Origin of the sequence: Aeromonas sp. 600282 (assembly GCF_049175755.1) — a bacterium.
Classification (GTDB): domain Bacteria; phylum Pseudomonadota; class Gammaproteobacteria; order Enterobacterales; family Aeromonadaceae; genus Aeromonas; species Aeromonas veronii_A.
On sequence record NZ_JAAKVR010000002.1, the window covers coordinates 15070 to 34950 of the forward strand.

19 protein-coding genes are annotated in these 19881 nt (G+C 57.4%); 9 read left to right on the forward strand and 10 right to left on the reverse strand.

The window, feature by feature from the left end; translation table 11 throughout:
- Positions 1 to 5: 5 nt before the first annotated feature.
- From G5137_RS02835 to glpT, 9 genes are all read right to left on the reverse strand, one after another.
- Positions 6 to 1196: an amino acid aminotransferase gene (locus G5137_RS02835; protein ID WP_421254887.1), complete on the reverse strand. Its 1191-nt coding sequence runs from the start codon at positions 1194 to 1196 to the stop codon at positions 6 to 8.
- A gap of 145 nt (positions 1197 to 1341) precedes the next feature.
- Positions 1342 to 2283 (reverse strand): hypothetical protein, encoded by a 942-nt coding sequence (locus G5137_RS02840; RefSeq protein ID WP_421254888.1) that lies wholly within the window; start codon positions 2281 to 2283, stop codon positions 1342 to 1344.
- Positions 2284 to 2454: 171 nt separating this feature from the next.
- Positions 2455 to 3327: an HTH-type transcriptional regulator HdfR gene (gene hdfR, locus G5137_RS02845; RefSeq protein WP_421206443.1), complete on the reverse strand. Its 873-nt coding sequence runs from the start codon at positions 3325 to 3327 to the stop codon at positions 2455 to 2457.
- On the reverse strand, positions 3327 to 3698 hold the full coding sequence (gene maoP / locus G5137_RS02850; RefSeq protein ID WP_421206445.1) for a DUF413 domain-containing protein: 372 nt from the start codon (positions 3696 to 3698) through the stop codon (positions 3327 to 3329). Before maoP ends, hdfR begins: the two co-directional genes overlap by 1 nt.
- A gap of 298 nt (positions 3699 to 3996) precedes the next feature.
- On the reverse strand, positions 3997 to 4479 hold the full coding sequence (gene eco, locus G5137_RS02855; protein WP_005337529.1) for a serine protease inhibitor ecotin: 483 nt from the start codon (positions 4477 to 4479) through the stop codon (positions 3997 to 3999).
- Positions 4480 to 4697: 218 nt separating this feature from the next.
- On the reverse strand, positions 4698 to 5786 hold the full coding sequence (gene glpQ / locus G5137_RS02860) for a glycerophosphodiester phosphodiesterase (protein ID WP_005337531.1): 1089 nt from the start codon (positions 5784 to 5786) through the stop codon (positions 4698 to 4700).
- Positions 5787 to 5892: 106 nt separating this feature from the next.
- Positions 5893 to 7380 carry a glycerol-3-phosphate dehydrogenase gene (gene glpD, locus G5137_RS02865; RefSeq protein ID WP_421254889.1) on the reverse strand — a complete coding sequence of 496 codons (1488 nt, stop codon included), beginning with the start codon at positions 7378 to 7380 and terminating at the stop codon, positions 5893 to 5895.
- A 317-nt stretch (positions 7381 to 7697) separates the two neighbouring features.
- Positions 7698 to 8456: a DeoR/GlpR family transcriptional regulator gene (locus tag G5137_RS02870; protein ID WP_421254890.1), complete on the reverse strand. Its 759-nt coding sequence runs from the start codon at positions 8454 to 8456 to the stop codon at positions 7698 to 7700.
- Between the two features lie 102 nt (positions 8457 to 8558).
- Positions 8559 to 9917 (reverse strand): glycerol-3-phosphate transporter, encoded by a 1359-nt coding sequence (gene glpT / locus G5137_RS02875; protein ID WP_005337540.1) that lies wholly within the window; start codon positions 9915 to 9917, stop codon positions 8559 to 8561.
- A 489-nt stretch (positions 9918 to 10406) separates the two neighbouring features.
- Between glpT and G5137_RS02880 the strand changes: the two genes are divergently transcribed.
- The 4 genes from G5137_RS02880 to G5137_RS02895 all read left to right on the forward strand — a co-directional run bounded on the left by G5137_RS02880 (position 10407) and on the right by G5137_RS02895 (position 15434).
- Complete coding sequence (locus G5137_RS02880) at positions 10407 to 11255, forward strand: MIP/aquaporin family protein (RefSeq protein WP_005350866.1); 849 nt, start codon at positions 10407 to 10409, stop codon at positions 11253 to 11255.
- Positions 11256 to 11309: 54 nt separating this feature from the next.
- Positions 11310 to 12812 (forward strand): glycerol kinase GlpK, encoded by a 1503-nt coding sequence (glpK, locus tag G5137_RS02885; protein WP_204477386.1) that lies wholly within the window; start codon positions 11310 to 11312, stop codon positions 12810 to 12812.
- 217 nt (positions 12813 to 13029) lie between these two features.
- Positions 13030 to 15006 carry a methyl-accepting chemotaxis protein gene (locus G5137_RS02890; protein ID WP_227342410.1) on the forward strand — a complete coding sequence of 659 codons (1977 nt, stop codon included), beginning with the start codon at positions 13030 to 13032 and terminating at the stop codon, positions 15004 to 15006.
- Between the two features lie 194 nt (positions 15007 to 15200).
- Positions 15201 to 15434, forward strand: a complete 234-nt coding sequence (locus tag G5137_RS02895) for a hypothetical protein (protein WP_019446771.1) — start codon at positions 15201 to 15203, stop codon at positions 15432 to 15434.
- A gap of 171 nt (positions 15435 to 15605) precedes the next feature.
- Here G5137_RS02895 and G5137_RS02900 read toward each other — a convergent pair whose 3' ends face one another.
- A complete protein-coding gene (locus G5137_RS02900; RefSeq protein WP_266135070.1) occupies positions 15606 to 16508 on the reverse strand; it encodes a LysR substrate-binding domain-containing protein in 903 nt (300 codons plus the stop codon).
- A gap of 195 nt (positions 16509 to 16703) precedes the next feature.
- On the opposite strand from G5137_RS02900, the gene G5137_RS02905 reads away from it, so the two are divergent.
- From G5137_RS02905 to dkgB, 5 genes are all read left to right on the forward strand, one after another.
- Entirely contained in the window at positions 16704 to 17102 is a 399-nt protein-coding gene (locus G5137_RS02905; protein ID WP_216953297.1) for a DUF6404 family protein, read from the forward strand.
- Positions 17089 to 17355 (forward strand): VOC family protein, encoded by a 267-nt coding sequence (locus G5137_RS02910; protein WP_216953296.1) that lies wholly within the window; start codon positions 17089 to 17091, stop codon positions 17353 to 17355. Before G5137_RS02905 ends, G5137_RS02910 begins: the two co-directional genes overlap by 14 nt.
- A 481-nt stretch (positions 17356 to 17836) precedes the next feature.
- Positions 17837 to 18391, forward strand: a complete 555-nt coding sequence (locus G5137_RS02915; protein WP_421254891.1) for a hypothetical protein — start codon at positions 17837 to 17839, stop codon at positions 18389 to 18391.
- Between the two features lie 151 nt (positions 18392 to 18542).
- Positions 18543 to 18839 carry a putative quinol monooxygenase gene (locus tag G5137_RS02920; protein WP_064336428.1) on the forward strand — a complete coding sequence of 99 codons (297 nt, stop codon included), beginning with the start codon at positions 18543 to 18545 and terminating at the stop codon, positions 18837 to 18839.
- Positions 18840 to 18904: 65 nt separating this feature from the next.
- Complete coding sequence (dkgB, locus tag G5137_RS02925; RefSeq protein ID WP_216953294.1) at positions 18905 to 19708, forward strand: 2,5-didehydrogluconate reductase DkgB; 804 nt, start codon at positions 18905 to 18907, stop codon at positions 19706 to 19708.
- The last annotated feature ends 173 nt before the right edge of the window (positions 19709 to 19881 follow it).

Sequence of the window (19881 nt, forward strand, 5' to 3'; positions counted from 1 at the left end):
TGCGATTACAGCACCTTGGCAATGGCCTCGCAGAGGGGATCGATATTGGCGCGGGTAATACCGGCTACGCTGATCCGGCCTGAGCCAACGATGTAGATGGCAAATTCGCTCTTGAGGCGCTCAACCTGATCCTTGGTGAGACCGGAGAAGGAGAACATGCCGTTCTGCTCGCGGATAAAGCTGAAATCCTGGCTCACGCCGAGGGCAGCCAGCTTCTCTACCAGCAGTTCGCGCATCTCGCGAATACGCACCCGCATGGCGGCCACTTCTTCGACCCACTCGGCATAGAGAGCCGGATCGCTCACCACGGCGGTAACCACTGCGGCACCGTGTGACGGCGGGTTGGAGTAGTTGGCACGGATCACTGTCTTGACCTGAGTGAAGGCCACATCGGCGATTTCCTTGGTCGCGCTGACCAGCGTGAAGGCGCCGACACGCTCGTTATAGAGGCCGAAGTTCTTGGAGAAGGAGCTCGCCACCAGCAGCTCTTCATGGCACTCGGCGAAGATGCGCAGGCCTTCGGCATCCTCTTCAATACCACGGGCAAAACCCTGATAGGCGAAGTCAAACAGCGGCAACCAGCCGGCGGCAGCACTCTGCTTGGCCAGTGCGCGCCACTGATCGCTAGTGGGGTCGATACCGGTCGGGTTGTGGCAGCAGCCGTGCAGCAGCACCAGCTCACCCGGCTGCACTTCGGCCAGCGAGGCCTGCATGGCGGCAAAGTCGAGTCCCTTGGTGGCGGCGTCGTAGTACTTGTACCACTTGACGGTCAGGCCCGCGGCCTGGAATACGCTTACGTGGTTGGCCCAGGTGGGATCGGAGATCCAGATGGTTTTGGCCAGACCGTTGCGCACCACGAATTCGGCCGCGATACGCAGGGCACCGGTACCGCCCGGCGCTTGCGCGGTCTTGGCGCGGCCGCTGGCAACCAGCGCAGAGTGCTGCCCGAACAGCAGTTGCTGCACGATGCGGCCATATTCGATATTGCCTTCAATACCGAGGTAGTTCTTGGTCTTCTCGTCGGTCAGCAGCTTCTGCTCGGCTTTCTTGACGCAGTGAAGAATGGGGGTGGCACCGGACTCGTCCTTGTAGATCCCTACGCCCAGATTGATCTTGTGGCTGCGAGAGTCAGCACGGAAGGCTTCGGTCAGGCCCAGGATCGGATCCGCTGGGGCGGCAACAACCTTTTCAAACATGGTATTCCCTGTATTCCGTTGAGTTCGTTGGGTGGCAAAGCGGCTTGATAAACAAAAGCGCTCATCTGGCGAGCGCTTCGTCAACTCTTTATATCACCGCGTTCAATGAGGGAAAACCGCTTTTTGGCTCGCTTTCAGGCCAATTTCAACCAACGGCATGCCACGCTGGCGCCAGTGCGCACACCTCGGCAGACAAGCCACCATTTGACTCAACCAAACCGCTACAAACTGCTAACAATGGCTTGGGGATCCGGCTCGGTTCCCAGGGCCGGGCCTCAGTCAAAGGTTGGGCATACGCACTGAGGATGGGGGCCAGATCACGGGGCAGCCACCAGCTGGCCGGACGACCCAAGCGCTGGGCCAGCGCCTGCAGCCGATCAACCCCGGCAGGGTCGAGGGCGGTGAGATGACTCCACAGCACATTGGGGGGCAAGGCGGCCACCACCTGCTGCAAGGCCAGAGGAGCCGATGGAGGGGCCCACACCAGCAAGGTGCCGGGTTCAAGAGGCATCTCGGCAAAGGCGCCGACGCTGTCTGTGGTGATCACCCGCTCGATGCTCCCCTCCCCCCACAGGATCTTGCCAAGACCCGCCAAAGTGCGCTCGGGCAGGGCCACCTCCCCCAGCGCCTGCAACCAGGGGGCTGCGTCGATCAGGGTACCACCGCTGAAAAAGAGGCTGAACGGCTGGGCTGCGCGCAAGCGCAACAGCTGATCGGCGCAGAGCCGGATCCCCTTGTCCTCGAAATAGATCTGCTCGTTGGGGGTGAAGTTCACTTCGCTCTTGCGATAGAGCGCCGCCAGCACCCGTTCGTTGACCTGCTCCCCCAATTGCCAGCCCTGAGCATGCAACCACTCCTCTGGCTCGGGGGGCGCGGTGGCGATCTCGGCCAGCATCAGCTCGCGGGTGAGATAGCGCCGCCCGGCCGGGGTGAGCTCATAGCTGTGGCTGCCATGGGCGAGCAGCAGCTGGTTATCCTTGAGCAGGCCCACCAGCGGTTGCCACTGGCGGCCACGGATCACCACAGGTGAGTGGCTCAGCAACTGCTGCGCCAGCGCCCGCCATTCGGGGTGACTAAAGTCGATCAATTACAATCCATCCCTGTCAGTGCTCAATCGGATAAACAGCCTGAAAAGGTACCGTTACAGGCCGATGACGCCAAGCCTCCCGCGCCAATTACGTGACCTCGCTCCCTGCAATTTTCCCCAAACAGAAGAGCCCACCGTGGGGTGGGCTCTTCCTTGGATAACACTCGACGCTTAATCGACGTTGAGGCGCAGTTCGGCATCGTGCCAACCCAGTGGCAGGGTCAGCAGCTGATCGATCAGCTCCCGGCGATCGGATTTCTCCAGATAGGCGAGATAGAGCGGACGGCTCAGCGGCTGGCCCCCCTCCACCAGATGGAGCGCCCCCTTCTCGAGGAAGGGGCTGACCATTCGCCGTGGCAGGTAGGCAGCCCCACCGTTGGCCAGCACGAACTGCAACGCCATGCTGGCGGAGCTGGAGTGCAGCACCGGGGTCTTTTGCAGGCTCTGCAAACGGCTGGGTTGCGGCTCGAAGCTGGTGCCCCAGTCGAGATGGATATGCGGCATCTGCATCAGGTTGTCGGCATTGGCGGCCGGATCCCGGCTCACCAGCTCGAATACCAGCTCACCGATGGGATGCAGGGCGATCTCGTCGATCTTGGTGGGCTCGGAGAGCAGGGCCAGATCGAGGGAGCGCTCAAGCAACTGACGGCAGAGGTGCTCGCGGGAAGCCGTTTCCAGCCGTACCGCCAAACCGGGCGCCAGCGCATAGATGTGGTTGAGCCACTCGTTGAAATCGAGCTCCCAAAACACCGCGGGCGCGCCGATGGCCAACTGCTGGCTGAATCCCGGTGAAAGCGCCACATCCTGCTTGGCACGGCCAAGGGTGTGCAAGATGGCGTCTGCGTAGGGCAGCAGACGCTCACCGGAGGCGGTCAGGCGGATGTTGTTGCGATGACGGGCAAACAGACTGACACCCAGTTGCTGCTCTAGCTGGCGGATCCGGAAACTCACCGCCGACTGGGTCAGGTAGAGATTTTCAGCAGCCCGGCCAAAATGCCGGGTCTTGCTCACCTCGATAAAGGTCCGAAGCAGCTCGGTATCCATTAATCGATGGACTCGTCACTGCCACCGCCGCTGCCACCACCGACATCAAAGCTGCCGCCACCGCTGCTCTCTTCGCTGGCACCACCAACAACGGTGCAGAGGCGATGAACACGCTTGGGACCGATCACCTTGAGGTACTTGAACCACACCTTGGCATGGGGGTTGGCACCGGCTGTGCCGGATTTGACCTGCTCGACGAAGGCGGACTCGACATCGTCACGGGGTGCAAGGTTGCCCTGGTAGAGTGCCAGCATGGCGGTACCATACTTTTCCAGACTGTCCGCTTCGGCCACAGTGAATTCACCACTGCGACGCAGGCCACGGGGAAAATGTTTGAAGTCGTTGAAACGCTTGTCTGATTCGAAGCTCATAGTGCTCTTTTTTCTGGTTAGTTTGACCTTTGCGGGCAAGTATCATCAGGCCATCGCCGAGTGCAAAATCAATTTTCTCACTATGTTAATAAATATCTTTTATCGAAGTCACTTTGCCCCATCGCTGACGCCGATTTTGTGGCATAACACACAAAAAACGTTGATAAATAATAAACTTATGTAAACGTGCAGCCAATTTGCACGTCACTTTTTGGACTGTGCAGGCAAAAATAAAGCGCCATACGGCGCTTTATTTATCACATCAGGTGAACCAGCTGAACCTTTGGTTCAAACATGCTTACTCAATCATGGCCGGTTGGGCCAGGTTGTCGGCACGCCACAGACGGTAGCGCACTTCATACTCCTGCGGCACGTAAATCACGAACGGCAGTTTTGAGTTGTAGTTCACGAAGAAGCCCTGACCGTAGATCTGGACGAAGGTCTCTTTCTGCTGGTTATCCGGGCACATCATCAGGGTGCTGATGGGGTCGGAGACTTTGCCCAGTTTCAGGTAGTTGTAGCCCCAGCCTTTGACGCTGTGCTGTTCCAGGTTGCCTGCAAAACGCGGTACGTTGCAATCAACCATCATCTTTTTGCCGACCTGCAGCTCGACCATCATGTCAGCTTCTTTCTCGACTTCAGGCAGGCGGATCACCACACGTTCCTGATTCACGTCAGCGGCTGGGAACATGCTGATATCAAATTTTTTCGGCTCGGCGGCGAAGGCATGGCCACCCAGCAACAAGGCGCCCAGCAGGCTAAAACGCAATACGGTTTTCATCTGTACCTCATGGGGTTGGTTCAACGCCGCTAGACTAACCGCTCTGCCGATTTCATGCCAGCGATCTGCTACGTAAAAACTGCGTAAAATGATGCAGATCCGGCACACCATGACGTGATCTGGCTATTTTCTGACAGGGCGCACACTCCCGTTGCGGGAACCTGAAACAAAAAGCGAGGCCAATTGGCCTCGCTTTGCATTCAAATGGCGCCAGAGTGCTATTTGGCCGCCTCTTGATGGGCCTTGATGACGGCCACCGCCTTGTCGGGGAAGTCGCTGAACACCCCATCCACATCGGCCTGATAGAGGAAGATGTTAAGGAGATCGGTGAAGTCCTTGGCATAGGCCGGGATCTGCCCCTCATCCTGACGGAAGGTATAGGGGTGAACTTTCAGGCCCGCCGCGTGGGCTTCTTTTACCATGCCGGTGAAGACCGGCTTGCCCAAAGTGCCCGGCTCGGTGACGATCATCGGTTTCCACGGGCCAATCCCTTCGGCATAGCTGGCGATGGTTTTCATCGCTCCCGGCTTGAACATCCAGTCATAGTTGTAGGGGGTCGCCTTGCCCTTGGCGTCGTAGACCATGGTCTCGTTCCAGTCGGTCTCGGCCATCAGTTGCACCAGTTTCAGATCCATACCCATGGCGGGCATCAGCTCGCTGTTGATGCGCTTGAGTTCATCGGCATCGAAGCACTGCAGATAGACCTTGTCATCCTTCCCGGTATAGCCGTACTCCTTGAGCACCTTCAGCACCGCCTTGGAGATATCCTTGCCTTCGTGACGGAACAGCCAGGGCGCTTTGATCTCTGGATAGATCCCGATGTTCTTGCCGGTGCTCTTGTTGAGCCCCTGGATCATCTCGATCTCCTCCTGGAAGGTATGGATCTTGAAGTCTGACTTCCAGAGCGGGAAGCGGGCCGGATAGACCGGCACCTGCTTGCCATCCACCAGCTGGAACGGCTCGGTCATACGCAGGGAGCGCACCTCGTCCAGGGTGAAATCCACCACATAATAACGGCCGTCCGGACGGGCACGACCGGGGAAGCGCGCCGCCACATCGGTGATGCCATCGAGGAAGTGATCGTGCATCACCACCAGCTGGTCATCCTTGGTCATCACCAGATCCTGCTCCAGATAGTCAGCCCCCATGCCATAGGCCAGCGCCTTGGACTCCAGAGTATGCTCGGGCAGGTAGCCGGAAGCGCCACGGTGGGCGATCACCACCTTGCCTTCATCGGCAGCCAACACGGGTAATGAGAGGGATGCCCCAAGGCTCAAGGCGATGAGGGAAACGGCGAGTTTTTTCATATGTGATGCTCTTTATTATTGTGTGTAGGTAATTGTTCTATCAGAGGTTTGTTGCATATTTACGGTGGAAAGCGGTGGGCAGCAGCGCACTGCCCACCGTCACTCATCAGCTCGCCTTGCGCAGAGCCTGATGGTATTGGTCGAGCCAGATCTGCAGCATCTGCTGTTCTGAGTCGTTCAGGCGCAGCCCCAGCTTGCTGCGACGCCAGAGGATATCTTCCAGAGTGCAGGCCCACTCCCGCTCGATAAGGTAGCGCACCTCAGATTCGTATAGTCCGGCACCAAAGTGCTGGCCACGGGGCTCCTTGAGCCAGAGCCGGGCATGGGCGCCATAGGCTTCGGCGATACGCAGGGCGCTGCGATCATCGAGCCAGTCAAACTCCAGCGCAAAGGCGCGTGCCAGCTCGCGAACCGAGCAGTCGAACTCGCCACCGGGCAGCCGGCTGCTGGCGGTCCAGTCATCCCCCATCTGGCTGAACCAGGGTTTGAGCTTGTTGCAGGCAGCCTGCGCCAGCTTGCGGTAAGTAGTGAGCTTTCCACCAAATACCGAGAGCAGCGGCGCACCATCGGATTCACCGGAAAGTTCGAGGGTATAGTCGCGGGTCACCGCCTGTGGCGAGTCGGACTCGTCGTCGCACAGCGGGCGCACCCCGGCATAGGTCCAGATCACGTCTTTGGGCGCAATTTGGCGAGTGAAGTGGGCGTTGACCACCTTGCACAGGTAGTTGATCTCGGCGTCGCTGATCTTCGCCTCGCGCGGACTGCCCTTGTGCTCCACATCCGTAGTGCCGATGAGGGAGTAGTCCTGCTGATAAGGGATAACGAAGACGATGCGGTTGTCCTCGTTTTGCAGGATGTAGGCCTCTTCGCGCTCATGGATGCGCGGCACTATCATGTGGCTGCCTTTAATAAGGCGAATGCCGCGCGGGGATTTCTCGTGCAGGCTCTCGTCATAGAAGGTCTTGACCCAGGGGCCGGCCGCATTGACCAGACCGCGGCAGGTGACATTGAACTGCTCGCCCCCTTCCCGCTCCAAAGTGAGCGTCCAGTGTTTGGAACCGCGCACCGCCTTGATGCAGCGGGTGCGGGTCTGCACATCGGCCCCCTTGTCACGGGCCATCATGGCGTTAAGCACAACCAGCCGGGCATCGTCGACCCAGGCATCCGAGTATTCAAACCCCTTGTTGACCCCCGCGGTCAAACCATCTTGCGGCAGGAAGCGCACGCCACAGCTCCCCTTGAGCTTGTCGCGCTTGGCCAGATTGTCATAGAGGAAGAGACCGGCACGGATCATCCAGGCCGGACGCAGGTGCGGGCGGTGCGGCAGGCGAAAACGCATGGGACGGGCGATGTGAGGCGCCATACCGAGCAGCACCTCACGCTCCGCCAACGCCTCTTTCACCAGCCGGAATTCGTAATGCTCGAGATAGCGCAAACCGCCGTGGATCAGCTTGCTGGAGTTGGACGAGGTGGCAGAGGCGAGATCTTGCGCCTCAAACAGGGCAACCTTCAGACCCCGTCCTGCCGCATCGGCTGCGATGCCGACCCCGTTGATGCCGCCACCGACGACGACCAGATCATAATGTTCGCTCATGTTCACCTACTTTCATTTTTATGATTGCTATAACAGCAATGTTTGATTTCGCTCATTTTAGAACATGAAAATACAACAAACGAACATTTTATGATGAAAGTGTGATCGCCACAGCCCGCCAGAGGTGGCAAAGGGGACAGGTCAGCGGAGCAAATGGCGTCGGGCCAACATCGGCGGGTTAATAGCCAAAAAAACCAGATTGAATAGTGGTTTTTGCAATACCTATAAAGGGGTGAGATGGGTGCAGGGATGGGGGAGAGAAAGAGAAAGGAGGCCGCCCTGACGGGCGACCGGCACAGCCTTGGCGTGTTTCGCCGTCAGCAGATGTGGCAGGCGATCTGGTGTTGCGCCATCAATCGCGTCAGCTTTTCCGGTGGCTCCTGATCGGTAAAGAGGGCGTGGATCTGGCTGAGATTGCCCAGATTGACCATGGCATTGCGACCGAACTTGGTGTGGTCGGCGGCCAGGAACACCTGACGGGAGTGAGCGATGATGGCCTGGGCAATCTTCACCTCGTGATAGTCGAAATCGAGCAGGGAGCCGTCGTTGTCGATCCCCGAAATCCCGATGACGCCATAGTCCATGCGAAACTGACCGATAAAGTCGCGGGTCGCCTCCCCCACGATGCCGCCATCGCGGTTGCGGATCTCGCCACCGGCGATGATGACGGTGAAGTCATCCTTTGCCGTCAAAATGCTGGCCACGTTGAGGTTGTTGGTGACGATGCGCAGCTCACGGTGATCGAGCAGGGCGCGGGCAATGGCTTCGGTGGTGGTACCTATGTCGATAAAGAGCGATGAGCCGTCGGGAATCTTGGCCGCGACCTCGCGGGCGATGCGCTCTTTCTCCTTGAGTTGCATCACTTTACGGGCGCTGTAGGCGGTATTGACGGTACTCGAATGCAGGGAGGCACCGCCATGATGGCGCCGGATCTTGTTCTGTTCGGCGAGATCGTTCAGATCCCGGCGAATGGTCTGGGGGCTGACGTCAAAGTGGGTCACCAGATCGTCGGTCGAGACAAATCCCTGCCGCGTCAGGACGTCCAGGATCTCCAGATGTCGTTGGGTTTGCTTCACGCTTGCACTCCGATGATGAGACAAAAAAAGGCCCCGGCAGATGCGGGGCCTTTTGGCAGTTTACCTGATCCCCTTTGGGATCAATAAGCTGAGGATCACGTTTTATGCCTTATGGGCAGCCGCTTTCTTGGCCGCAACGGCAATGTTCTCATGCTTGAGGGTCATCGCCAGCAGGATGATGGAGAGCACACAGGAGACGGTCAGCACCATGAAGCCGCCATCCCAACCGAAGTGGTCAACGGTATAACCCAGCATGGCGTTGGCTGCCACGGCGCCGCCCAGATAACCGAACAGACCGGTGAAACCTGCCGCAGTACCGGCTGCTTTCTTCGGTGCCAGCTCAAGAGCATAGAGGCCGATCAGCATGACAGGGCCGTAGATCAGGAAGCCGATAGCCACCAGCGCCATCATGTCGATGGTCGGGTTGCCGGCCGGGTTGAACCAGTAAACCAGCACAGCCAGGGTCACCAGCACCATGAACAGGATACCGGCCGGGGCTCGGCGGCCCTGGAACATCTTGTCAGAGATCCAGCCACACAGCAGGGTGCCCGGAATACCGGCCCACTCGTAGAGGAAGTAAGCCCAGGAGGAGTTGTCGACGGTGAAGTGCTTGGCCTCTTTCAGGTAGGTTGGCGCCCAGTCCAGCACACCGTAACGAATGAGGTAAACGAAGGCGTTGGCGATCGCGATATACCACAGCAGTTTGTTGTGCAGCACGTACTTGACGAAGATCTCCTTGGCGGAGAACTCCTGCTCGTGGCTCTCGTTGTAATCCTTCGGATAGTCGTTCTTGTACTCCTCGATGGGAGGCAGACCGACCGATTGCGGGGTATCACGCATCACGAAGAAGGCGATCACTGCGATGGCGGCCGCCGCTGCCGCAGGCACATAGAAGGCACTGCGCCAGTCGTTGAACCAACCCATCCCGAGGATAAACAGCGGGCCAATCATGCCGCCACCCACGTTGTGCGCCACGTTCCAGACCGCAACCACTTCGCCGCGCTCTTTCTGTGACCACCAATGCACCATGGTGCGACCGCAGGGCGGCCAGCCCATGCCCTGTGCCCAACCGTTCAGGAACAACAGCACAAACATGATGGCAATGCTGGAGGTGGCCCAGTGCATGGTACCCATCATGAACATGATGGCAGCCGAGAGCAGCAGACCGGCGGAGAGGAAGTAACGGGCGTTGGAACGGTCAGAGACGTTCCCCATCAGAAATTTGGAGAGACCATAGGCAATGGAGACCCCGGAGAGCGCGAAACCGAGATCACCACGGGAAAAGCCCTGCTCGATCAGATAGGGCATCGCCAGACTGAAGTTTTTCCGTACCAGATAGTAGCCGGCGTAACCGAAGAAGATCCCGAAAAACACCTGCCAACGCATGCGTTTGTAGAAGGGGTCGACCTTGTCAGCCGGGAGCCTGTCGATGTGCGCCGCAGGCCTGAAGAGACTAAGCATGTTCTGCTTCCTTATTGTTGTTATGGGCGGTTGAGGATGCCCTGACCATTCCAACGAATCATGTGAGTCCACCGATTCGCAAGCGAGCCAATTGTGCTCATATGCGCTCATTTAATCTGTGATGCATGCTCAAATATTGCAGTTTTATTACAAATAAAAGCTCCAAATGAGAAATTGCTCAGCAAGCGCCAGCCCTTGTGTGGCAAGGGTTGCAAGCTACCCCCTAAGTGGTAAGCGGCTGTTATCAAGATGCTTTACGTCACATTTTCTTAGCAATGAGTGGGATCTTGTCCACATTTCCTATGGAGGGGGGATGGTGAAATTAGCGGGAAGGGTTATTTTCTGTCACGACCGATAACGAGCGCAAACGAGCATAACGTTTGCGCAAGAAGCAAAAACAACAAGGAAACGTTTTCGGCAGCAACGGATAGACACAAAAAGATAGAACGGAACATCAAACCTCTACGGGTGGATATAAGGAATAAAAGTATGAGCATACAAAGACCCAATACCCTGCTTGGCGAATGCATCGCCGAGTTTATCGGAACCGGCCTGCTGATATTTTTCGGTGTCGGATGTGTGGCCGCACTGGTGCTGGCAGGCGCCAACTTCGGGCAGTGGGAAATTTCCATTACCTGGGGTCTGGGTGTGGCCATCGCCATCTATGTGACCGGCGGTATTTCAGGTGCCCACCTGAACCCGGCCGTCACCCTGGCGCTGATGACCTTCTGCGGGTTCGACAAGCGCAAGGTGGTGCCCTACATCATCGCCCAGATGGCCGGTGCCTTCTGCTTCGCGGCCCTTGTCTACTTCCTTTATGGTAACCTTTTCACCCAATGGGAAGTGACCCATAACGTGGTGCGCGGCAGTGTCGAGAGCCTCGGCACCGCCGGGATCTTCTCCACCTACCCCAATGCCCTGCTGACCAACATGCAAGCTTTTGCCGTCGAGCTGGTGATCACCGCTGTCCTGATGCTGGGCATCATGGCGCTGGGTGACAACAACAACGGCGCCCCCAAGGGTTTCGCTGCCGCCCTGCTGATCGGTATCCTGATCGCGGTGATCGGTGCCTCCCTTGGCCCGTTAACCGGTTTTGCCATGAACCCGGCCCGTGACTTTGGTCCGAAACTGTTCGCGTTCTTTGCTGGCTGGGGTGATGTTGCCCTGACCGGTGGTCGTGACAACCCCTACTTCTGGGTTCCGATCCTTGGCCCCATCGTTGGCGCCCAGATTGGTACCGCTCTGTATGTCAAAGTGCTGGCTCCCTGCGTCCCGGGCAACCGTGTCGTCACCACCGAGCAAGCTACCCAAACCGCCAAAGAAGAGGCTGCCGCATAAGAGCGGCCCCCTCCAACGTATAAAAACGTGGAAAATAGAAACGTGGAGAACATCATGTCTGCTGAAAAGAAATATGTCGTCGCTCTGGACCAGGGAACCACCTCTTCCCGCGCCATCGTGTTTGATCAGGATGCCAATATTGTCGGTACCTCCCAGCGCGAATTCACCCAGCACTACCCGAAAGCGGGCTGGGTAGAGCACGACCCGATGGAGATCTGGGCGACCCAATCCTCCGTCTTTACCGAAGTGCTGGCCAAGACTGGCCTGCGCAGCGAAGAGATCGCCGCCATCGGTATCACCAACCAGCGTGAAACCACAGTGGTATGGGAAAAGGCCACCGGCAAGCCCATCTACAACGCCATCGTCTGGCAGTGCCGCCGCACCGCCGCCATCTGCGAAGAGCTCAAAGCTCGCGGTCTGGAAGAGTATGTTCGCGAGAACACCGGCCTGGTGCTGGATGCCTACTTCTCCGGTACCAAGGTGAAGTGGATCCTCGACAACGTGGAAGGTGCCCGCGAGAAGGCGATGAACGGCGAGCTGCTGTTCGGCACCATCGACACCTGGCTGGTCTGGAAGATGACCAATGGCGAAGTGCACGTCACCGACCCGACCAACGCCTCCCGTACCATGCTCTACAACATCCGCGAGCTGAAATGGGACGAGAAAATGCTGGACGAGCTGGGCATCCCCATGTCCATGCTGCCGGAAGTGAAACCCTCTTCCGAAGTGTACGGCTACACCACCCGTGGTGGCGGCTCCCGCATCCCCATCGCCGGTATCGCCGGTGACCAGCAGTCTGCCCTGTTCGGCCAGCTCTGCTTTGAAAAAGGGATGGCCAAGAACACCTACGGCACCGGCTGCTTCATGCTGATGAACACCGGCACCGAGCCGGTTCGCTCCAGCAACGGCCTGCTGACTACCGTTGCCATCGGCCCGAAAGGGGAAGTGAACTACGCGCTGGAAGGTGCGGTGTTTATGGGCGGCGCCACCATCCAGTGGCTGCGTGACGAGCTGAAGATCATTCACGATGCCCGCGATACCGACTACTTCGCCTCCAAGGTGGGTGACACCAACGGCGTCTATCTGGTACCGGCCTTCGTCGGCCTAGGCGCGCCCTACTGGGATCCCTATGCTCGCGGCACCATGGTCGGCCTGACCCGTGGCGCCAACCGCAACCACATCATCCGTGCCGCGCTGGAATCCATCGCCTATCAGAGCCGCGATGTGCTGGATGCGATGCAGCAAGACTCCGGCATCAAGCTGGCCGCCCTCAAGGTCGACGGTGGCGCGGTAGCCAACGACTTCCTGATGCAGTTCCAGGCCGACATGATGCACACCCCGGTGGTGCGTCCGACCCGCATCGAGACCACCGCCATGGGCGCCGCCTTCCTAGCGGGTCTGGCAGTCGGCTTCTGGAAGAGCTCCGACGAGCTGGAAGACAAGTTCAGCGTGGACCGCGAGTTCATCCCGCAGATGGACAGAGACGATCGCGCCAAGCGCTACAACGGCTGGAAAAAAGCGGTTGAGCGTTCACGCCGTTGGGCTGAAGAGGATTGATCGGGCTCCCGACATTCCGTTGAGATAAACACCAAGGAGGCCGACCATCACGTCGGCCTCTTTTTGTCTACCCCTTGCCGGCCCTCCCCTCCCGTTGCTCCCCCTGTTTTTATCTGGTGAATCTTGTTCTCACCAACCGTCACAACACAATTGAGTTCTCTATCTATAATCATCATCTGGGTCGCATATGCGGCCTTTCTTTATGGAGGAGAGAAATATGGAGAGGGCGATACACCGTTTTACACTGCACTCACTCTGGTCAGGGCTCGGGATCCGCACCCGGATCCTCTCCGGCGTAGCGATACTGATGGTTATCGCCATCAGTTGCATCACCCTGATCCTCGAGCAGATATCCCACACGCAGGCACAGCAGCGGGTCGAACGCTATGAGCTGCCAAGCAGTGTGGACCGCATTGCCAACCAGCTGACCGCCCAGCTGACCCAGCACCTGACCGAGGCGCAAGCGCTCGCCAGCAACAGCTTCGTCATCGACTGGCTGACCGCTGGCATGCCAGAAGCTGAGTGGCCCGAGATGGAGCGCTACTTTCAGGCTCTGCAACGACGTCTCGGCGGTAACGTCTTTATTGCCCCTCGCCAGACCAACACCTTGCTCAACTTCAGTGACGGCCCCACCGCCCAGAAAGCGCTGAGCGAGTCAGACCCGAAAGATGAGTGGTTTTACGGTTTTCTCCAGCGCAATCAACCTTACGAACTGAACCTCGACATCTCCGATTTCAACCAGCGAGCCTCCCTCTATATCAACACCGCCGTCACCCACGAGGGCAATACCCTGGCGGTGGCCGGTACCTCCATCGACATGAGCACCCTGAGCAAGCTCATCAGCAGCTATCGGATCGGCAAGAGCGGTCAGGTCTATCTGGCGGACATGGAAGGCAATATCGAGATCCACCCCGCACTGGAGCAAAAAGATGCCGCTCACCATCAACAATCCTTTCTCGATACCGTCAAACGGCTTATCCCCAAGGCTGGGGAACAGGTGGCAGTTGAGGCACTGACGCTGGAGGGAGAAACCTACCTTCTTGCTGTACGCTACATCCCCACCCTCAACCGGCTGCTGATTGGCGAGATCAACAGCGCCGAGTTGGAAGAGGGATTACATGAGTCACGCCAGCTCATCATCATGGTGTCGCTCGCCATCGGCACTCTGGCGATGCTGGCCTCCGCCTGGTTGGCTCACTCCATCAGTCGCCCGATTCGTCAGGCTGCCGATGGCATGCACCACATCACCGCCGATCGGGATCTGGCGACCCGCCTCGACTTCTCCGACGAGTCGGAGCTGGGCCAGATGGCCCAGAGCTTCAACCGGCTGATCCAGAGTCTTAACCAGAGCTTCTCCCGCTTCCAACAATCGGGGAGTGCCCTCTCCGCCCAATCCTCGCAAACCCTTCATCAGGCGCAGGCACTGGCGGGAGAAGCGTGCCAGCAGGCAAGGAGCATCCAAGAACTGACCAATGTAGTCGCTGCTATCGGCAGCAATGCCGAGCAGATCGCCAGCCGTTCCGAGGGGGTCAGCGACGTGACCCGGCGCATCGCTGACCATATGCTCAGTGTCGAACAGGATGTGATCCAGAGTGCCGATCGTCTCGATACTTTGCGCAGCAGCATCGGCACCTCGTCCGCGCTGCTTGAAGAGGTGGTCAAGGACAGCAACAACATCACCCAGATCATGAACCTCATCCGCGATGTCTCGAACCAGACCAACCTGCTGGCCCTCAATGCCGCTATCGAGGCTGCCCGGGCAGGGGATATGGGGCGGGGCTTTGCGGTGGTGGCCGACGAGGTGCGCCAACTGGCGGTGCGCACCCAGACCGCCACCAAGGATGTGCAGGATCTTATCTTGCGTCTGCAGGAGGGTACCCGGCAGGCCAGCAGCTCGATGGCAGGCTCCCACACCCTGAGCGAAGAGGGCTATAGCCGGATGCATCAAGCCAGAGAGGTGCTGGTCGATGCCACCAGCCAAATTAACCAGACAGCAAGGGAACTCAACGAAATCAGCGCGCTGGCACAAGCTCAGGATCAACAGATGGGGCAAGCCAGAGCTGCGCTTGACGAGCTCGCCATGGTGGCCGAGCATCAGCGTGAACACGCAGAGGAGAGCAATGCCGCCAGCCGCGAACTGTTCGAACTGGCCAAAGCCATCGACGAGCAGATCCGCCAATACCGGATTGGCTAGACCCGGTGCTTCCCCCTCTCCCTCTCAATAACCAAGACGCCACCGCAGGGTGGCGTTTTCATTTTGCAAATCATTTTGCCTGCGCTCTCGAAACGGGAATGACGACAAGACTTGCAAGCCATTGATAATTAACATGAAAAAAATGTGGAATGGCCATTGCTTAGTGATATCAGACTCAACAGAGGGATATCGCCATGAAACCCACCACCAATCAAGCGCCCGTAGCCCACGTCGCCACTCAAAAAGAGACCCTGACCCCCCGCGAAGGCACCTTCCTGATGATGGTGGCCCAACTGGTGGTGCTCACCTGCATCGTACTGGCCGCCACCGTCGGCGGCCTCTCCTGGCAGTGGACCCTGCTGCTGGCCATTCCACCGGTGATCGGCGGCGCCCTGCTCAGCCGGGTATGGGGCAAATTGCCCCGCTAACTGCGCTTCAGCTCACACACCTTCCCGAACCGGCGGCCGACCCTCAAGTCGGCCGTCTGTTTATCTGCCGCCTGGCTCATGCTGATTGGCCGCAACGAAGGCGCGGCTTGTTTTTCGTTAAGCAAACCGCAACGACGAACCGTTCAAACAAACCGCACAAACCAACCTGAACTACAGGGTATGGCTGCCCAGCTGCTCTTTGAGAAAATCGAGCCAGACCCGCAGCCGGATATCCCGCTGGGCATCGGAGTAGAAGACCGCATTGATGGGGCGCGAGGCGCCACTGTTGCTGCGGGCCAGCACCTCCACCAGCGCGCCGCTCTCCCGATCCGGCCCGGTCATGAAATCTGACAGACAGACGATCCCCTGCCCCGCCAACGCCAGCTGACGCAAGGTTTCGCCGCTGCTGGCTCGCAGGCTGGGGGTAATGGCAAAGCGATCCCCCTGCTCGGCACTGAGCAGCGGCCAGTGGTTGAGGTGATCGGGATGCAAAAAGCCGAGCAGCTCGTGACCGCTCAGCAGATCCGCCGGTTGGCGCGGGGTGCCGCGCTCGCTCAAATAGCCAGGGGAAGCCAGCAGCCGCAACCGCGAACGGCCCAGTGGCAGTGCGCGCAGTGAGGAGTCGGTCAGCTCGCCGATGCGGATGGCCATGTCCACCCGCCGCTCCATCAGATTGATAAAGCCCTCCGAACTGTGCAGCTGCAACTCGATGGCAGGGTAGCGGCGGCGAAACTCGCCGATGATCGGCACCAGCCGGTGCAGAATAAAGGGGGTAGCGGCATCTACCCGCAAGATCCCCTCTGGTTGCTCCCGGCGCATCAGCAGATGCCCCTCCGCCTCGCTCATCTCGGTCAGGATCTTCACCGCCCGCTGATAGAACCAACTCCCCTCCTCGGTCAGACTGACCCGGCGGGTGGTGCGATTGAGCAAAACGGTTGAGAGCTTCTCCTCCAGCCGCTTGATGCCACGGCTCACCACCGAGTTGTCCATGCCGAGGTTCTCCGCCGCCTGGCGAAAACTGCCCGCCTCCACCACCGCCACAAACAGGGTCAGTTCATCAGAATGGGTCTTCATTGCTGTTATCCGGACAAGAGTAATGGGCCTTTATAGGCGCAGCCGCTGTGGATTGGCAAGCGTGCGGTGAGGCCATTTCTTTTTTTCTACAGAGAAAGAACGTGACCTCGAGCCCACATCATGCTCGCGATTTCTCAGTACAATGCAGCCTAAAAAGCACCGAATGGCACCACCTATTTCACAAGGATGAATACCATGACATTTGAAGAACGGCTGGCCGCCGCCCATCAGGAGCTGGCTAACAAAGGGGTATGGCATGCCAACTACAATCCACCGCTGTGCAGACTGCTGCGCAGGTTCGGTTATCCCGTCAAACCGCCTCACTATGAGGGTTGGCTAACCAACGTTCTGCTATTCGGGGTAGGCATTGGTCTGGTATGGGGCATGGCGATGTGGTTTTTCAGTTGGCACCCCATGGGGATAGATCCGCTGTTTGCCCTGCGCCAAACAGCCCTGTTTGCGGGATTCTGCGGCCTGACCATGGCATCTTGGCTCTGGCTACGGCGCAAGCAGCTTAAACTGACCCCGTGGGAACAACTTGCTGAACCCAGCGATGCTGATGATGAGGGAGACGAACTGCATGAAAGCCCATGAAAAATTGAACTATGTGGAGTTTGCGGCCAGGGATCTCGCCGCGACCAAAGCATTCTTTCAGGCCGTATTTGGCTGGCAGTTTGTCGGTTACGGCCCCGACTACAGCGCCGATATTGAAACGACCCAAGCCAAGGTAAGCCAACACGGTGGCACCATCAATCGCCCACTATTCGACTTCCCCGGTGGACGCCGTTTCCACTTCGTTGAACCCAGCGGCAATGAGTTTGCGGTCTGGTCGGTGCAAGCTAAATAACTGATCCTAATAGTGCTCCATCTTGCCGGAAGCCTTGTGGCGTAAGGCATTTGTGCAATCTGGCGAGAAAGCCTGAAGTGACAAGGCTTAGCGCACGATGCGTGCTCAATGTCACTTGTAGAAGCTGTACGAGTGCAGTGATCTATTATTCGGAACAGCTATTTAGCGCCTGATAATACTGGACGAAGTGAAACAATCTACATCCATATTATTCATAATATCGTTCTCTACTACATATCCGAAAGGTTTATAAAAGAAAACACCGAACCGTTTTTTGAAAAAACAGGTGAAGTGTTCATTTCATATTACGTGTTCTTGACTTAATCATGGCATTTAAGACACAGTTCCCAACAAATATTATTACATTCTATTGCAGATGCAGATGGCTGTCAGATTGCATCAAAATTTCAAGGTGTTATTTTGAAGGTAATTACAGTAGAATATCATGCCATCTATATGGCAATTTTATAAAAGGTGTTCTATGAGCCCAGAAGAAATTAATCTTGTAACTGAATCAATCAAGGCTATTGGAAGTAAAGGATCGAACGAATGGATTCCAGTTATTGCAGCCCTTGGCGGTGCAGTTTTGGGTTCGCTCAGTTCAATTATTACTTCTAGCATAATTGAACGTAAAAAAGAGAAAATGTTTTCATTACAAATTACAAGATCTCTGATTACCGAAATATCCGCATTACTTAATTTAATGGAAACAAGAGGGTTTCTTGACAGTATCAATAACGCCATTGCTCACTTAAAAGAAAATCCAGATGATACATACATATTAGCCTCCGATATCCCGCCTCATTATTCCAGAGTATATCAAGAAAACTGTAAACATTTGGGCGTGGTAGTTCATGAAACATCGAAGCAAATTATTAACTTTCATCATTTAGTAGATGCAATAGTTCAAGATGTTAAGATGGATGGAACATTCAGCAAATCACCTACAATCGAAGCTTATGTAGAAGCACATAAGATCCTGACGCTTGCAATCAGAATAGGTCGAAACTTAGAAACTAAAAAAATAAATTGTTGATTCGTGTAATGAGGTCATTAGCGTATTCCTCTTATATGTCCTGGATTACCCCATTGCTGCTCTCCCCTCAATACTGTTTTGCGACCAGCGCCCTGTTTCCAGCAAGTCACGACAGGCATACTGACCCTTCGTTTTTGCCAAGGAGGTTCAGATGTCATCACCCGTGATTGTGATTGCCCAGCTTGAAGCCAAACCCGAATTCGCCGCCCAGTTTCGCGCCGCCCTTGAGCCGCTGATTGCGGCCACGCTGCAAGAGGCGGGCTGCCAGCGCTATCAGTTGCACCAAGACTTGGACAATCCCCACAGCTGGATGCTCTACGAAGTGTGGGAGAGCGAAGCGGCCCTCACCGCCCATCAGGGCCAACCCCACTTTACCGAATTTGTCGCCAAGGCCGAGCCCTGGTTTGCCAGCAGCACCATTCGCCGCTATCAGCCACTGGGCGCCTGACTGGCCCTAGAGCCTGTTTCTGTTCAGCCCATCAAGGGCCAACCACCACCCCATTGAGGAATAAGATGATCAATATGCCACCCATGGGTCTGGGCACCTTCCGCCTGAAGGGCGAGCCGCTGCTTGCCACCCTGACCAACGGTCTGGAGCTGGGCTATCGCCATATCGATACCGCCCAGATCTATGACAACGAAGCCGAAGTCGGCGCCGTGCTGACCCGCAGCACTGTTGCCCGCCACGAGATCTACCTGACCACCAAGGTGTGGACCAGCGAGTTTGGCCCGGGCAAGGTGCTCCCGAGCCTGGAGGTAAGCCTGGAAAAACTGGGCACTGACTATCTGGATCTGGCGCTGATCCACTGGCCCTCCCCCAAGGATGAGGTGCCGATGGCAGTCTATCTGGAGCAGTTGACCGAGGCCAAGGCCCGGGGCCTGACCCGGGAGATCGGGGTCTCCAACTTCACCGTGGCCCAGCTCAAACAGGCTATCGAGATTTTGGGGCCTGGGGCCATCGCCCACCAGCAGATCGAGGTTCATCCCCTGCTGCAAAACCGCAAGGTGGTCGAGTTCTGCAAAGCTAACGGTATCGCCGTCACCGCCTATATGCCGCTCGCCTATGGCAAGGTGCTGAGCGAGCCGCTGCTGATGGAGATTGGCAAACGCCACGGGGTATCGGCTGCACAGGTGTCGCTGGCCTGGCTGCTGGCGCAGGACATGACAGTGATCCCGAGCTCCACCAAGCGGGAGAATCAGGCTGCCAATCTGGCCGCTCTCGATATCGCCTTGAGCAGCGAGGAGATGGCCGCCATCGCCACGCTGGATCGGGGTGAGCGCTGCGCCAACCCGGACTTTGCACCAGATTGGGATTAAACGGGAAGGGAGACATGGGCTCTCTTGCTTCGACGGCGGATACCGGCAACTCTCACGAGCCTATTGCAACTGCGAACTATCCCCTCTCCCGACGGGAGAAGGGTGCAAATAACGCTCAACGACATTTTTCAGCAAAATCGGGAGGTATCATGCCTCCCGCTTTTTTTGCCCTT

What these genes read in the sequence shown, in the direction of transcription:
- G5137_RS02835 (WP_421254887.1), bottom strand. Translation starts at nt 1,196, where the DNA reads ATGTTTGAAAAGGTTGTTGCCGCCCCAGCGGATCCGATCCTGGGCCTG.
- hdfR (WP_421206443.1), bottom strand. Translation starts at nt 3,327, where the DNA reads ATGGATACCGAGCTGCTTCGGACCTTTATCGAGGTGAGCAAGACCCGG.
- maoP (WP_421206445.1), bottom strand. Translation starts at nt 3,698, where the DNA reads ATGAGCTTCGAATCAGACAAGCGTTTCAACGACTTCAAACATTTTCCC.
- eco (WP_005337529.1), bottom strand. Translation starts at nt 4,479, where the DNA reads ATGAAAACCGTATTGCGTTTTAGCCTGCTGGGCGCCTTGTTGCTGGGT.
- glpQ (WP_005337531.1), bottom strand. Translation starts at nt 5,786, where the DNA reads ATGAAAAAACTCGCCGTTTCCCTCATCGCCTTGAGCCTTGGGGCATCC.
- glpD (WP_421254889.1), bottom strand. Translation starts at nt 7,380, where the DNA reads ATGAGCGAACATTATGATCTGGTCGTCGTCGGTGGCGGCATCAACGGG.
- glpT (WP_005337540.1), bottom strand. Translation starts at nt 9,917, where the DNA reads ATGCTTAGTCTCTTCAGGCCTGCGGCGCACATCGACAGGCTCCCGGCT.
- G5137_RS02880 (WP_005350866.1), top strand. Translation starts at nt 10,407, where the DNA reads ATGAGCATACAAAGACCCAATACCCTGCTTGGCGAATGCATCGCCGAG.
- glpK (WP_204477386.1), top strand. Translation starts at nt 11,310, where the DNA reads ATGTCTGCTGAAAAGAAATATGTCGTCGCTCTGGACCAGGGAACCACC.
- G5137_RS02890 (WP_227342410.1), top strand. Translation starts at nt 13,030, where the DNA reads ATGGAGAGGGCGATACACCGTTTTACACTGCACTCACTCTGGTCAGGG.
- G5137_RS02895 (WP_019446771.1), top strand. Translation starts at nt 15,201, where the DNA reads ATGAAACCCACCACCAATCAAGCGCCCGTAGCCCACGTCGCCACTCAA.
- G5137_RS02900 (WP_266135070.1), bottom strand. Translation starts at nt 16,508, where the DNA reads ATGAAGACCCATTCTGATGAACTGACCCTGTTTGTGGCGGTGGTGGAG.
- G5137_RS02905 (WP_216953297.1), top strand. Translation starts at nt 16,704, where the DNA reads ATGACATTTGAAGAACGGCTGGCCGCCGCCCATCAGGAGCTGGCTAAC.
- G5137_RS02910 (WP_216953296.1), top strand. Translation starts at nt 17,089, where the DNA reads ATGAAAGCCCATGAAAAATTGAACTATGTGGAGTTTGCGGCCAGGGAT.
- G5137_RS02915 (WP_421254891.1), top strand. Translation starts at nt 17,837, where the DNA reads ATGAGCCCAGAAGAAATTAATCTTGTAACTGAATCAATCAAGGCTATT.
- G5137_RS02920 (WP_064336428.1), top strand. Translation starts at nt 18,543, where the DNA reads ATGTCATCACCCGTGATTGTGATTGCCCAGCTTGAAGCCAAACCCGAA.
- dkgB (WP_216953294.1), top strand. Translation starts at nt 18,905, where the DNA reads ATGATCAATATGCCACCCATGGGTCTGGGCACCTTCCGCCTGAAGGGC.